The organism is Staphylococcus sp. EZ-P03, assembly GCF_003344575.1.
Taxonomy (GTDB): domain Bacteria; phylum Bacillota; class Bacilli; order Staphylococcales; family Staphylococcaceae; genus Staphylococcus; species Staphylococcus simulans_B.
The window spans coordinates 30,019-44,918 of the sequence record NZ_QPMO01000026.1; the positions used below are offsets into that span (position 1 = coordinate 30,019).

14 protein-coding genes are annotated in these 14,900 nt (G+C 37.1%); 9 read left to right on the forward strand and 5 right to left on the reverse strand.

The window, feature by feature from the left end; genetic code table 11:
* Positions 1-279: 279 nt before the first annotated feature.
* Entirely contained in the window at positions 280-480 is a 201-nt protein-coding gene (locus DVJ99_RS11710) for a hypothetical protein (RefSeq protein ID WP_114604358.1), read from the forward strand.
* Positions 481-646: 166 nt separating this feature from the next.
* On the opposite strand, the gene DVJ99_RS11715 is transcribed toward DVJ99_RS11710, so the two are convergent.
* The 4 genes from DVJ99_RS11715 to DVJ99_RS11730 all read right to left on the reverse strand — a co-directional run bounded on the left by DVJ99_RS11715 (position 647) and on the right by DVJ99_RS11730 (position 3,735).
* Positions 647-1,402: an SDR family NAD(P)-dependent oxidoreductase gene (locus DVJ99_RS11715; RefSeq protein ID WP_114604359.1), complete on the reverse strand. Its 756-nt coding sequence runs from the start codon at positions 1,400-1,402 to the stop codon at positions 647-649.
* Positions 1,403-1,482: 80 nt separating this feature from the next.
* The gene (locus tag DVJ99_RS11720) at positions 1,483-1,923 is read right to left on the reverse strand and encodes a MarR family winged helix-turn-helix transcriptional regulator (RefSeq protein WP_114604360.1); all 441 of its coding nucleotides are present in this window, start codon (positions 1,921-1,923) and stop codon (positions 1,483-1,485) included.
* A 210-nt stretch (positions 1,924-2,133) separates the two neighbouring features.
* Complete coding sequence (locus DVJ99_RS11725; RefSeq protein ID WP_114604361.1) at positions 2,134-3,276, reverse strand: hypothetical protein; 1,143 nt, start codon at positions 3,274-3,276, stop codon at positions 2,134-2,136.
* Between the two features lie 102 nt (positions 3,277-3,378).
* Positions 3,379-3,735, reverse strand: a complete 357-nt coding sequence (locus tag DVJ99_RS11730; RefSeq protein ID WP_162912204.1) for a hypothetical protein — start codon at positions 3,733-3,735, stop codon at positions 3,379-3,381.
* A 150-nt stretch (positions 3,736-3,885) separates the two neighbouring features.
* Here DVJ99_RS11730 and DVJ99_RS11735 point away from each other — a divergent pair, with 150 nt between their 5' ends.
* Positions 3,886-4,077 (forward strand): hypothetical protein, encoded by a 192-nt coding sequence (locus tag DVJ99_RS11735; RefSeq protein ID WP_114604363.1) that lies wholly within the window; start codon positions 3,886-3,888, stop codon positions 4,075-4,077.
* Between the two features lie 126 nt (positions 4,078-4,203).
* On the opposite strand, the gene DVJ99_RS11740 is transcribed toward DVJ99_RS11735, so the two are convergent.
* Complete coding sequence (locus DVJ99_RS11740) at positions 4,204-4,908, reverse strand: SDR family oxidoreductase (protein WP_114604364.1); 705 nt, start codon at positions 4,906-4,908, stop codon at positions 4,204-4,206.
* 390 nt (positions 4,909-5,298) lie between these two features.
* On the opposite strand from DVJ99_RS11740, the gene DVJ99_RS11745 reads away from it, so the two are divergent.
* From DVJ99_RS11745 to DVJ99_RS11775, 7 genes are all read left to right on the forward strand, one after another.
* A complete protein-coding gene (locus tag DVJ99_RS11745; RefSeq protein ID WP_114604365.1) occupies positions 5,299-6,882 on the forward strand; it encodes an FMN-binding glutamate synthase family protein in 1,584 nt (527 codons plus the stop codon).
* 260 nt (positions 6,883-7,142) lie between these two features.
* On the forward strand, positions 7,143-8,609 hold the full coding sequence (locus DVJ99_RS11750; RefSeq protein ID WP_114604366.1) for an MDR family MFS transporter: 1,467 nt from the start codon (positions 7,143-7,145) through the stop codon (positions 8,607-8,609).
* A gap of 190 nt (positions 8,610-8,799) precedes the next feature.
* Complete coding sequence (locus tag DVJ99_RS11755; RefSeq protein ID WP_114604367.1) at positions 8,800-9,594, forward strand: putative hydro-lyase; 795 nt, start codon at positions 8,800-8,802, stop codon at positions 9,592-9,594.
* Positions 9,595-9,687: 93 nt separating this feature from the next.
* Positions 9,688-10,797, forward strand: coding sequence for an ImmA/IrrE family metallo-endopeptidase (locus DVJ99_RS11760; protein ID WP_114604368.1), 1,110 nt, complete (start codon positions 9,688-9,690; stop codon positions 10,795-10,797).
* Positions 10,798-11,133: 336 nt separating this feature from the next.
* Entirely contained in the window at positions 11,134-12,252 is a 1,119-nt protein-coding gene (gene ald, locus DVJ99_RS11765; protein ID WP_114604369.1) for an alanine dehydrogenase, read from the forward strand.
* Between the two features lie 26 nt (positions 12,253-12,278).
* Positions 12,279-13,319, forward strand: a complete 1,041-nt coding sequence (gene tdcB / locus DVJ99_RS11770) for a bifunctional threonine ammonia-lyase/L-serine ammonia-lyase TdcB (protein ID WP_114604370.1) — start codon at positions 12,279-12,281, stop codon at positions 13,317-13,319.
* Between the two features lie 29 nt (positions 13,320-13,348).
* Positions 13,349-14,665, forward strand: coding sequence for an APC family permease (locus DVJ99_RS11775; RefSeq protein WP_114604371.1), 1,317 nt, complete (start codon positions 13,349-13,351; stop codon positions 14,663-14,665).
* The last annotated feature ends 235 nt before the right edge of the window (positions 14,666-14,900 follow it).

A 14,900-nucleotide genomic window follows, 5' to 3' on the forward strand; every position in this document is an offset into this window, starting at 1 on the left:
TGTATTGTAGTGAGCCTAAAAAGTTGGCGCTTTTTGATTAAATCCATTATGTTAAGGCAAGATTTCTGTGTTTCACGGGAGTCTTGCTTTTTAAATTTGCAAAAATTTGCCCCTATACTACCAGTTGTCATTAGGAAACGAATGTCTTAAAAATTAATTTAACATCTAAGGACAATACATCGTAAATCAAGCAATTTTGAATGTGACAATACTGTTAGTTTTGAGACCTCTTATTTTTGTTAACCTTAATGTGAACATAATTTATGGAGGTTAGAAGTTATGACTTTAAATATTTTAGGTTATGTATTGGGGATAGGTTTTGTACTATTTGGAATATCGGCTTTAGTGATTTATGGATCTGAAATTTATAAAGTTATAAGCAAAAGCAAGAAAAAAGGCGATTATAAAAAGAGCGTGTATTTCGGTATAATGGCTATTATTTGTGTGTTAGTTTTAATTATTATAGTTAATGTGTTTTAGGATTTAGAAACGAAATTCTACTTTATTTGATATTATTAGAAATAATTTGGTTTAAGTGTTGGAAGAAACTTTCGAAATAAAATCTTCAGTAGTAAGATAACAGTCGACTATACAAAAACACTCCCCTATGGTTAGTATTAAAACCATAAGGGAGTGTTTATTCATATTAATAAAGTTTGATGCTGCCGCCATCTACCATAAGTGTTTGACCTGTAATGTATTGAGAGTCGCTGCTGCCTAAAAATACGGCAACTGGTCCGATATCTTTTTCGACATCACCGAATTTTTGAAGCGGAATGCCGTTGACTACTTTTTCGTAATACTCTGGATTGTTTTGTCTCCACTGGTCGACACCTTCAGAGTAAGCAATTGGAGAAATAATATTGGCATTGATACCGTATTCACCGAATTCGTTAGCTATCACACGCGTGATGCCTCGAATCGCTTCTTTTGCGGCAACATAAGCACCTTGATTTTTGTCGCCTTTCATCGCAGCACCAGAACCGAAGTTGATAATGTTTCCTTTAGTTTCTTTTAAATAAGGAATTGTCATCTGGCATAAATGAAATGTCGCAAAAAATCCAGTGTTGAATGATAGGTTCAAGTCTTCTTCTGTGATATCTAAAAAGCTGTTCATTCGAGATGCGTGTGCATTATTAACCAATATATCAATCTGATGATATTTCTCTATTGTTTGATCTACACATGCCTGCAGCGAGGTTTTATCAGTTAAATCTGTTTTGATGAATGTTGTTTCATAGCCTTGCTGGTTTAATTCCTCGCTTAAGTTTTGTCCTTTTTCTTCAGCGATATCCGCAATCACTACACGTGCATTTTCTTTTGCATACGCACGGACAATACCGGAACCTATACCGCCTGCGCCGCCTGTCACAATTGCTACTTTATTGTCTAATTTTGCCATTTAAGATAACCATCCTTTGAATATATATTTTTCTGTGTGCATCTGATTACGTTTGTTTTCTGAGTTATCTTAGGTGTGTCTTAATCGTTTTCATTTAATTTTTTGACGTGATTAAATAGTTTGTTTTGAATGTTTAACAGTTGCTCGACTTCTTCTTCGTTTAAAACAGAATAGATTTCTTGGTTCATTTTTTGACCTTGTTCTTGTGCCTTGATTAATAAGTTTTGTCCATTTTCTGTGATGGAAATTAAGAAGACGCGTCGATCATGCGGGTGTGCTTTACGTTCTACATAGTGGTTGCGTAGTAAGTTGTTGATTAATTTAGTGACTGCACCAGATGTATAGCCTAACGAATGTGCAATATCTGTAGGCTTTTGAGGTCCTTCTTTTTCTAACTTCGACAGCACTAGGATTTGAGAAATATTTACATTTTCATCAAACCTTTTGATAAAGAGGGTCATTGTGGCAGAATTCAAAAGGTCTGAATGATGAATGAGTTCAAAAAAGTTATTGTTTGTCATAATCTCTCCTCAGTTAAAGTGTTGTATAATATTATTATACCGGTAAGATACTTACTGGTAAACTATTTAGGCATATGGTTACGATTTGATTGGTTTTGCGAAAGCGAATGAGATGATATTAATCACTAATGTAAAACAGGAAGATTTTCACTTTATAATCATGAAAACCTTCCTGTTCTGCGTTTTGAATTTTTAATTTGAACTTCTGTATTATTTTCGGTATTGATTGAAATCAATCACGTTGCTTTGCGATGAATGATTAGATTTGTTTTGTTTACGTTGTTTTGGTTGTTTCGGTGCATCATCATGAAGTTCTGATAAGAATTGGTCTAATTCATCTTGAGAGGTGATTTTACCATCTAAAATCGCATTCATGACTTTGGCATCATCTGAACCATCGTCTTCAAATGCGAGTAATTCTTTAACGACTTCGCGCATGTCTTCATCTTGTCCTGCTTCTGAGAAGGCTGCAATGGCACCTTCAATATTTTTAGGCATCTCTGAAGTAAGTGCGTTCAATTTCTGCATTTTATTAATTTCTTCAAGGATTTCTCGGTCGTCAGGATCGATGTAATCTAATGGATCGATATTGTTTTGTTCGAAATAATCGACTAAGAATTCAAAGATATCAATCGGCATATAAAGCACACTATAATCCCAGTCAGCAGCAACCATAAAGACGTCTAAATCCAAGTTTGATACATGCGTAAATGGAATGACGTTGCTTCCTTCCACAATGAAATAAGCAATTAAGCTGCGTGCATCTTCAGTGAGATAATCGAAACGTTCGAAAGGATCCTCCATGAAGGCATCCTCAATCAATTCAATTAATTCATCACTATTGCATTTTGAGAAACCTTTGATTTTAAAGTTGCGGCAGATTTGTTTGAGTTCTTTTACTGTGAAGTCGCATAATCTAAAAGGCAAGTGATAAAGTCCGTATTCTTGTCTTGCTTCATGAAGCTCCTGCATTTCTAGAATTGCATCTTCTTCATCGTCATCTAACTGCGGTAAAGGCTTGTATTGACTATTAAGTACATATTGGTTGTAATTATTGATGAAATCAATATCCACAAACCAGCCTTCATCATCTAATGGAAAGATAAAGTTGGTCGCCGATAATAATGGCATATATCTAGCATCTTTCTCAGAAATTACAGGTACTTCTATTTGATTGGAAAGAATGAAATCCAGTACTTGTTTTTCTTTTTTATTACTGTATTTCGCATAATCAGCGAAAATTTCTGCTTCAGTCATTTGCATAGAATCTTCTTTTTGGTAGTTCGGATTTTTAATTTGTATTGCGTAAAGGAGTCGGTCGTAATTATCATATTTACCAGAGAAGTCGTACATATATCTGTCACCTCATGCGTTAATTAATCTTATTTATCTATTTTATACTAAAATCAAGGCGATAACTAATAATTCTATCATTCAATTTTACAATAGCGATGTTCAGCTTTTAATGTCGATATGATGCTTTTTAAAGTACTTGCTGAGGATGAAATAGATATCTTGCGGGACACTGATCATGTGCTTCTTTTCATTGTAATTGACCATAAATGCATCATCGATGGCAGAAGGTACGGGGCCTTTTAGACTGACCGCATTATGTTCATGAACAAAGAACAGCGAAAGCAGTGCAACGGCTTCATCATCTTCTAATAAGATATCTAGCATTTCATCAGGTTCTTCGTAGAACGTTTTAGATATCATTAAGGCAATTTCATTTTTTCTAGTGTTCGCAAAACCATGAATATGATATTTTCTGCAAATATTCTTAAGTTCAGGCAAACTATATTTTCTTGTCATTATTTGGGCGATTGTTAAATATTCTTGAAGCATGTCTCTATCCTTTCTTCAATGTTACATCTAGACGAATGTGCGGATGATTCATATAGGATTGTACCGCAGGTTATGGTACATTAATGAATAAGAATTATAAAATGAAGGAGAACTTCAATGGATGTTACAACATTTGTCTATGTATTGATTATAGTTATCAGTTTTCTGGTAACGAACGCGATTTCAAACCGATTTATCAAAAATCGTTCCAATACTGGACTGTATCTTTTAAAACGCGTCGGTATTTTCATGGCTGTCTATCTTGTATTATTTACAATCTATTTTATCTTATTCCAGCCTAAATTCTAAAGTAATCTGCGGGGTGCTAAGTTAATCTTAGTACCTTTTTTAATACGAGTGCATCTATGTAAAAGCATAAGCCAAGGCTGCCCTCGGCTTATGACTCATTTCCTAAGTGTTTCGTATATCACTTTTTTATACAGGACGTACTGTGACTTCGTTAACATTGACATGACCTGGTTGTGTTAAGGCATATACAACGGCATTTGCGATGTCTTTAGGTTCTAACATTTTACGGTTGCCCCAATCTGTATCGCTTGTCATTGCAGTGTCTACCATACCTGGTGAAATGCTTGTAGAACGGATACCAGTTTTAGCCAGTTCTTTTTCTAAACCTTGTGTAATAGCGTGAACAGCTGCTTTTGTGGCACTGTAGAGTGCACTTGTCTTACTGACTTCAAATCCCGAAATTGAAGCAATATTGACAATGTGTCCGCTGGATTGTTTTTGGAAGTGGGGCATGACTGCGTTGATTGCGTAAAGTGTACCTTTAAGGTTCACATCAATCATGTCATCCCAAGCTTCTACTTGTCCGTCTGTGATTTGAGATGATTTCATTTGTCCTGCACTGTTGACTAAGATGTCTACTTTGCCGAATTCTTCTACAGCTTGTGCAACGGCACAATCGATTTCTTCGCGCTTTGTGACATCTGCACTGATGATTTCAAAATTCTTCGCACCTGCTTTTCTCAATTCAGTAGAAACCGCATCTAATTTGTTTTCATCACGTGCAACAAGTACGACCGTTGCGCCTTCATTTGATAGTTTAAGTGCGATGCCTTTCCCGATACCGCTGCTCGCACCCGTAATTACAGCGACTTTCTTGTTTAATTCTGTCATGAGTAAATCCGCCTTTCTCTCTCTTATTTACCTACACTTTAACATATTCCCTTAATTGTTCTGTGTATAAGCATTGTGTACACATAAGAAAGACTAAATAATCCGAACATTTGAAAACTTTAAAACCCTGTTTTGATTAGGTTAGAGATATGTTAGATTAAATACGGTGTTGGAATTTATTACATTTCTAGTGTAGAAAATGCGATTAAAAGCATCCTTTCATAAATATTTCTTCAAAAATGTAAACGTTTTCTAAAAGCATAATGAAACTAGATAGATTTTGGTATACAATGAAATTATGTTTAAATTATGTGCAATTTCAGCAGAGTGGGCTGCTGAGAATTGAAGTAAATAGAGTTAAGGCATATCAATAGAGAGAGGGGAACAAAAATGCTATTGCTTACGATTCTTCAATTCATACTCAACATTTTCATCGCTATCGTTGTCGTGGGATTGTTGATTTCTGGATTGGTTTTGTTAATCAGAGATAAGCGCCAGCAACAACACAGTGTCCTAAGAAACTACCCTGTGCTTGCACGCGTGCGCTATTTCTTCGAAAAGATCGGACCTGAGCTGCGTCAATATTTATTCTCAGAGGATACGAAAGGGAAGCCGTTTTCACGCAGACAATATACGGATATTGTTAAAGCGGGTAAATACAAATCGCGTATGGCAAGTTTTGGGACATTAATGGATTATGAAGACGGGTTCTTCATTCAAAATACAATGTTTCCGAAACAAGCAACTGAAATGCGTATTGATCAATCGAACTTGATTTCTACTTTCTTGTATAAAGTAGATAACGAACGCTTATTCGACCGTGAAGAACATCGCGAATCGGATGAAGTTGATCCTTATTACCTTTCAGATGAGGATGCGGTGGTGTTAGGCGAAGGCCTCAAACATCCTTATGTGGTAAAACGTTTAGTCGGTCAATCTGGTATGAGTTATGGTGCACTCGGTAAGAATGCGATTACTGCACTTTCAATGGGATTAGGACGTGCAGGGACTTGGATGAATACCGGAGAGGGCGGTTTGTCTGACCACCATCTTAAAGGCGGCGGAGATTTAATTTATCAAATCGGACCAGGTTTATTCGGTGTACGTACCGCTGACGGAGATTTCGACATAGACAAGTTCAAACAAAAAGCAGGCATGGACCAAGTGAAAGCCTTTGAAGTGAAGTTGGCACAAGGGGCTAAAACACGCGGCGGTCACATGGAAGGTGCTAAAGTAACAGAAGAAATCGCAGAAATAAGAAGTGTAGAAGTCGGTAAAACAATCAATTCACCAAACCGTTTTGAATTCATTCATAATTATGATGACTTGTTAGATTGGATTATGCAGCTGCAAGAAGCAGGGCAAAAACCTGTAGGATTCAAAATTGTAGTCAGCCGTGTATCTGAAATTGAAGGCTTGGTTAAGACAATGAAAGAACGTAATCAATTCCCAAGCTTCATTACAATTGACGGCGGTGAAGGCGGTACGGGTGCCACTTATCAAGAGCTTCAAGATAGTGTCGGCTTGCCGCTGTTTACAGCACTGCCGATTGTAACAGGTATGCTTGAGAAATACGGCATCCGCGATAAGATGAAAATCTTCGCATCAGGCAAATTGGTCACACCAGATAAAATCGCAATTGCACTCGGTCTAGGAGCAGACTTAGTCAATGTAGCGCGCGGTATGATGATCAGTGTCGGCTGTATCATGAGTCAGCAATGCCACTTGAATACATGCCCAGTCGGTGTTGCGACAACAAACCCTAAATTAGAGCGCGGTTTATTTGTAGACGAGAAGAACTACCGTGTCACAAACTATGTGACAAGCTTGCATGAAGGGTTATTCAACTTAGCAGCGGCAGTCGGTGTTAATAGTCCGACTGAAATTACGCAAGAGCATTTAATACTTAAAAACAAGAGCGGCGACCTTCAATCGATATATGATTATAAACTGAAACTGATTGAAGCTTCATAAAGATAATCTATAACTGAAGCGTTATGTCTATTAAGCGACATTTTCCATGAGATGTAAGTGGAAAATGTCGCTTTTTGTATGGGACAATATCCCATGGCAAACGAAATAATCCAATGTGCTATCCGCCAGTTGACTGATTTTTATTAGATTTAACATTTAATTAAACTGGAATCAATCTTTTTAATGCACAGTTGTGGTATGATAAATTGCATTATTTAAAATGGGAATGATACTTCAGTATTACATAGAGGAGATGAAATATGTCACATAAAACAAAACTAGTGATGATTATAACAATGCTGATGGGCGGATTTTTCGGTTTGTTGAACGAAACTTTGCTTGCGACAGCATTGCCGAGTATTATGAGAGATTTCAATATTGAATATACACAAGTACAGTGGTTAACGACTGCTTTCTTACTTACAAATGGTGTAGTTATACCGTTATCCGCAATGGTTATCCAGCGCTTTACAACACGTCAAGTCTTCACGACGGCGATTTTAATCTTTTTAATCGGCACAATAGCAGCTGGATTCAGTCCAAACTTTACAGTGCTGTTAATTGCACGTATTGTACAAGCACTTGGTTCAGGTATGATGATGCCATTAATGATGACAACAATCTTAGATATCTTCGAACCGCATGAACGCGGGAAATATATGGGGATTTTCGGTTTAGTGATTGGTTTAGCACCTGCAATCGGACCGACATTGTCAGGTTACTTAGTAGAATACTTTAATTGGCGTTCATTGTTCCATGTTGTAGCGCCGATAGCGGTGCTTACTTTCTTAGGCAGTTTGAAATTTGTGGTTAACGTAGGAACCACAAAGAAAGTCCCGATTGATGTATTATCGATATTACTTTCAGTCATAGGTTTCGGCGGTTTATTATACGGCACAAGTTCAATTTCAAGAGACGGTTTTGATGATCCGATTGTCTTAACAACGATTATCGGCGGTTTGATTTTGGTGGTCATCTTTATCATCAGACAAACACGTTTAACAACACCGCTGCTTGATTTCAGAGTCTTTAAAGAAGGCCAGTTTGCGGTAGGTATATTAATAATGGCCTTTGTGATGATTGCGATGATCGGTTCAGAGACGGTATTACCGATTTTCGTACAAAATATTATGGGCAAGCCGGCACTTGAATCCGGACTTATTTTATTGCCGGGTGCGATTGTAATGGGAATTATGTCTGTCTTGTCTGGCTTTCTATTTCAGAAATTCGGTGCCAAAATACTTGCGATTATCGGTTTATCAATAGTTGTTATTACAACATTGTACTTCGTCTTTATGGATGGCGATACATCTTCAGGCATGCTTGCGACGGTTTACGCTATTCGTATGATCGGTATTGCTTTAGGTTTAATGCCTTTAATGACACATATTATGAATCAGTTGCCGATGCATTTGAATGCGCATGCTTCTTCAATGACGAATACCGTACAACAAATTGCGGCATCTATCGGTACAGCCGCATTATTCACAATCATGAGCCATTATGCCGAAGCATTCAAACCTGATATGGCGGATTATGAAGGTATGGGTAAGAAGGCTATGATGCAAGCTGTGCAGCACGATGCATTATTGAATGGTTATCACGCAGCCTTCTGGTTTACAGTAATTATTGCGGTGATTAGTTTAATCAGTGTGTTCTTGTTAAAAGGCAAGAAAGCCGCAGATGCCGCATCACCGCTTACTTCAGAAGAACAACATATGCAATAAACGATAATATTGAAATAATGCTTTATTACAAGTCTTGGATGTGTACTTACAATGTATCCAAGACTTTTTTGCTTGTTATTGAACTGAAATTGCTTTTAATTGTTTTATCAGAATATTTTCGCAACTCCATACAACAGGCAATGTTTCATGATAGAATGGTTCAAAAGAGAGACAAAGGGGATGTAGTTTTATGACAGTACAAGATTATCAAAATGCGACACCAAAAGAGATTCGCGATGCCATTGCGAAAGGGGAAATCACAGGACATACGAGCGGTATGGCTAAGGGGTACATTCAAGCGAATGTGGTTATTCTGCCTGAAAAGTATGCATATGATTTCTTGAAGTTTTGTTTTAAGAATCCTAAGACATGTCCATTATTAGACGTTTCAGAAGTTGGGGAGAAACATTTTACGAAGTATGGAAGAGAATCAGATATCACACAAGATGTGTCATTATATCGTGTGTATCGAGATGGAGAATTAGTTGAAACACCGACAGATATCGGTCATGTCTTTACAGAAGATATGGTCAGTTTCTTAATCGGATGCAGTTTTACGTTTGAACATGCGCTGCTTGAAACGGGTATTCCTATCCGTCATATTGAAGAAGGACACAATGTGCCGATGTATATTACGAACATTCCAGCAGAACCAAGCGGCCGCTTTGACGGTAATATCACTGTAAGCATGCGCCCTATGACAATGGCAGAAGCAATTAAAGCGACAGAAATTACAACACACTTTAAGAACGTACATGGTACACCGATTCATATCGGAGATCCGAAAGCAATCGGCGTGACGGATTTGGAAAATCCTGATTTCGGCGAACCGGTTCAGTTTAAACCAGGTGAAGTGCCTGTATTCTGGGGATGCGGTGTTACTCCGCAATCTGTCGCATTAGACGCAAAACCAGAACTCATCATCACACATGCGCCTGGTCATATGTTTATCACAGATGTTAAAGATAGCGAGTTGAGTGATTAAGGGTAAAAAAATAGATGTTGCTTAGTGGTTCATACAATCATTTAACTAACGGGACATGGTATAATATTTAAAAATATTGGAGGAGGCAACGCCATGGTCAAACGTATCGCACTCAATAAACAAGTGTTTAATGCGTATATTCAAGAAGCAAATGTGCCTCTCTCCGCTATTAAAGAGAAGGTTGAAAAGATAGATGACATCATGAGCGGAGAGATTAACCCAACATTTAATCAGCTTATCAAAATAGCGAAAATTATAAATGTACCCGTTGGTGCATTATTGTTGAATGAGAAAATGACTGAGCCGAAAGAAAGATTGGACTTTAGAGTGCTTCAATCGAAAATGGAAGAAAGTAAAAGCGAAGAGCTTAAAGCAACAATACAAGAAATGCGAATGAAACAAGCGTTTCTAAAAGAAGAGATAGAATATGAACTTCCGTATATCCATCTTTTTAAAGCACAAACAGATGTACTTCAAGTTGCACATGAAATTCGTAAAATTTTAGATGTTCCAAAAGATTATATGGGACAAGCAAAGCCTGATGCATTTAACTATTTCAGGGAAAAAATCAATCGAATCGGAGTTTTTGTTTTCTTAAATGGAAAAGTAAAAGACAACACACACCGTCCGCTCAATATTAAAGAATTTAGAGGCTTTGTATTAAGCGATAAACAGGCACCGATTATCTTTATTAATCAGACAGACACTAAAAATGGACGTTTGTTCACATTGATTCATGAACTGGTTCATTTGTTTGTAGGTAATGAAGGTATTTTCAATAGTGATGCATTGGAAGAAAGTGCGCAATCATTCGAAGCACATATTAATAAAATCACAGCTGAACTGCTTGTACCTCTATCCATATTTGAGAAGATCAAGACAAATGATATTCATATTCTAGAAACAATATTTCCAGTAAGTCAATATGTCTTATATAGAAGATTATTAGATACAAATAGAATAAGCCGCACCGCTTATCAAGTTGCTGTAAAGGAACTCGAAGAGGCATATACAAAAGCACAAAAGAATAAAAAGCTTAGTTCTGAATCCGGCGGAAACTTTAATAACAACCTGAAGTACAGAATGGACAGTGTCTTCTTCAGATATGTCGACAATGCTTTAAAACAAAATAAAATTTCTTATACTGATGCTTTTCAGTTAGTTGGTGTTGGTTATAAGGGATATAAATTTTTGGCAAAATAAATATGAATACTTAGTGAAGTCTTAGTTGAAAAACTAAGGCTTTTTTCTTTTTGATATCACAAAATCAGCAACGGATAAAATTGTTATTGTTCCACTTTTAATTTATATTACCTATTTTGTATCTATATACATTTTATGACAATTTGCGAGTTTATTACATAATAAAATCGATTGTAAAAGCAATGAAAGCGCTTAACCACTAGGATAGTTAAATAATATAAATATTCTGATTATGTTTAAAATTTAAAGTTTGTTAAAAAAATAACGAAATCAATTTGACTTTATAATATTTTAGAGGTACATTCTATGCGAATAAATTCACAAGGAGAGATGATCATGGAAATTGGTATTATCAAGGAACTAAAACCAGGTGAAGGACGTGTCGCGTGTACACCCGAAAACGTTAAAAAACTTGTGTTAGAAGGACACCGTGTTGTGGTTGAATATAATGCTGGTACAGGCTCTGGATTTGATGATGAACAGTATAAAAGAGCTGGTGCGTTTTTAGTGGATCATGAAGAAGCTTGGCAAGCAGATTTAATTGTGAAAGTAAAAGAACCGGATGAGAAAGAATTCCGTTATTTTAAAGAAGGACAAGTGATTTGGGGTTTCCAACACTTAGCATCATCTAAAGCAACGGTAGAGGCAATGAAAGAAGCAGGTGTGACAGCAATCGGCGGCGAAACTATTGTTAAAGATGGACAAGCCCCATTACTTGCGCCTATGAGTGCGATTGCCGGCAGACGCTCAATGTTGATGGGTGCGTATTATTTAGAAAAACAACATGAAGGAGAAGGTATTTTAATCTCAGGTATCGATGCCATTGATGGTATCCCAGCAGGTAAAGTGGTTATCTTCGGCGGAGGTTCAGCAGCAGTAAACGCTGCGACAATCGCATTGGGCTTACAAACAAATGTATCGATTATTGAGTTGAAAGATGAACGTATTGCATGGCTGAAAGACCACTTTAAAGGTGAAAAAGTCGAAGTGATTAAATCGACAAAAGAAAATCTAGCACAAGAAATTAAAACAGCTGATGTCTTTATTTCAACTATTCTAATCCCTGGTTCTAAACCTCCGAAACTTGTTACTAAAGACATGATTCAATCTATGAAAAAAGGATCAGTGCTCATTGATATTGCGATTGACCAAGGCGGAACAATTGAAGGCATTAAACCGACAACAATTGATAACCCAGTGTATGTAGAAGATGGAAAAGTATTTTATGCAGTACCTAACCAACCAGGTGCAGTCCCAAGAACTTCTACAATGGCACTTGCTTTAGGCAATATTGAGTACTTATTAGAAATCAGTAAAAAAGGTATTGCACAAGCAATCAAAGATAATCCAGTTCTAGCATCTGGCGTCAATATATACAGAGGTCATATTACCAACGAAGGTTTAGCACAATCTCACGATATGAAATACGAAGCACTTAGCGATGTTCTTGATTGACTAAATAAAGAAATGGAGTGTTAAGCATGACAGTTAACAGTGCAATTATGCAAACAGAAAAATATTGCAACATTCACGATATCAAAGAAGCCAAAATGAAAATACGAGATTATGTACGTAAAACGCCTTTAATACAATCTATGTTTCTAAGCAATAATGTGACACATGGCAATGTCTATTTAAAATTAGAAAACATGCAATTCACAGGTTCCTTTAAATACAGAGGGGCACTTAATAAAATCTTGCATCTTACAGATGAACAAAAAGATAAAGGAATTATAACTGCTTCAGCGGGCAACCATGCACAAGGATTAGCTTTAACAGGTAAATTACTAGACATCAAAACGACAGTGATTATGCCTGAAGAAGCACCTATTGCGAAACAAGAAGCAACTCGCGGTTATGGTGCAGAAGTAATTTTAAAAGGTGAAACGTTTAATGACTCTCGTTTGTATATGGAAGAACTTGCAGAAGAAACGGGAAAAACGATTGTTCATCCTTATGATGATAATGAGGTAATGGCTGGTCAAGGTACCATTGGTCTCGAAATTCTGGATTCAATTTGGAATGTAGATACAGTGATTGTTCCTGTCGGCGGCGGCGGACTTATTTCTGGAGTAGCGACTGCTTTGAAATCATTCAACCCGTCTATTCATATTATCGGAGTACAATCAGAAAATGTTCATGGTATGGCTGAATCAGTGAAAGAAGGACATATCGTATCGCAATTTACTAATCATACGATTGCGGATGGCACAGAAGTCGCAATACCTGGAGATAAAACATATGAAGTAGCAGATAAGCTGGTAGATGAATTTATCTTAGTCAGTGAAGATGAAATTTCAGATGCAATGCGTCATTTAATGCAACGTGCAAAAATTATCACAGAAGGTGCAGGCGCATTACCAACAGCAGCACTTATCAGCGGTAAGATTGATCCGAAATGGTTAAAAGACAAAAATATAGTAGCACTTGTTTCAGGCGGAAACGTAGACTTAACACGTGTTTCACATATTATCGATACTTTGCTTAAACCAGCAGATACAAGTGAAGGTGTAGTCGGCTAACTTAATATAAGCAGAACGGAGGTACCCCAATGAATAGTGACAAAGCCTTAAAGAAAAACATAGGTTTTTTTGCTGCCCTTTCACTGGTGATGGGGTCTGTGATTGGTGCAGGTGTCTTCTTTAAAGTATCGAGTGTAACAGAAGTGACAGGTTCTACAAGTATGGCGATGCTTGTTTGGTTCTTAGGCGGACTTATTACAATCTGTGCAGGGCTGACAGGTGCTGAGCTTGCTGCCGCAATTCCAGAGACGGGCGGTCTAACAAAATACATCGAATATACTTATGGTGATTTTTGGGGCTTCTTATCTGGATGGGCCCAAGGCTTTATATATTTTCCAGCTAACGTAGCAGCGTTAGCCATCGTATTTGGTACACAAGTGATTAACTTATTTCATCTTAACGCATTTTATTTGATTCCTATTTCAGTTTTGAGCGCATTATCGATTTTGCTCATTAACTTGTTAGGTTCAAAGGCAGGCGGCTTGCTTCAAACAGTGACATTGGTGATTAAATTAATCCCGATTGCATTGATTGTAGTGTTTGGCTTCTTTCAAAGCAGTGAAGTTTCCTTTTCATTGTTCCCAGTAGTAAATGGAACATCATCAGGATGGTTTGAAGCCATAGGAAGCGGTTTGCTAGCAACAATGTTCGCATATGACGGATGGATTCATGTTGGTAATATTGCCGGGGAAATGAAAAATCCTAAGAAAGATCTGCCTGGCGCAATCGCATTAGGCATCGGCTTGATTATGGTAGTTTATCTGCTTATCAATGCTACGTTCTTAATGACATTGCCTATTGATCATATTATCGGTAATTTAAACGCCGCAAGCGATGCATCTTCTATATTATTTGGTGCTAATGGCGGTAAATTAATCACAATCGGCATTTTAATCTCCGTATATGGAACAATGAACGGTTATACAATGACAGGAATGAGAATTCCTTATGCAATGGCACAACTGGATCAACTTCCTTTTAAACGTGCATTCTTAAGTCTGACACCATCAGACACACCTTGGTTAGGCGGCGTCATCCAACTGATCGTGGCTGTTGTCATGATGTTATTAGGCGCATTCGATACAATTACGAATATGTTGATATTTGTGATTTGGACATTTTATTGTATGGCGTTTCTCGCAGTTATTTTGCTTAGAAAGCGAAAACCTGATTTGCAACGTCCTTACAAAGTACCGTTATATCCGGTTATCCCAATTATCGCATTAGCTGCAGGTGTATTCGTATTAATTAATACGTTGATGACTCAACCTGTATTAGCAATGATTGGTATAGGGGTAACATTGATAGGTATTCCAATTTATTACTATAAAAAGGCTAAAGTATAAAGTTCTAGGCATCTGAGGCTTTGAGTGATTGAAGCTTCGGATGCCTTTTTCTTATATCTTGATAAACTCTCAATGTAAATCTATACAAATACTTTATAACATATTTATAAAAAGTGTGAATAAAGTGTAAAAATGTTTTGCTTAAAAGGTGCGGGGAATTGTAGGAGTAAGACATGATTTTTGAGGAGGTTTTTTGAAGTGAGCGAACACAAAAACAAAAAGCAAGAGCAGTTGG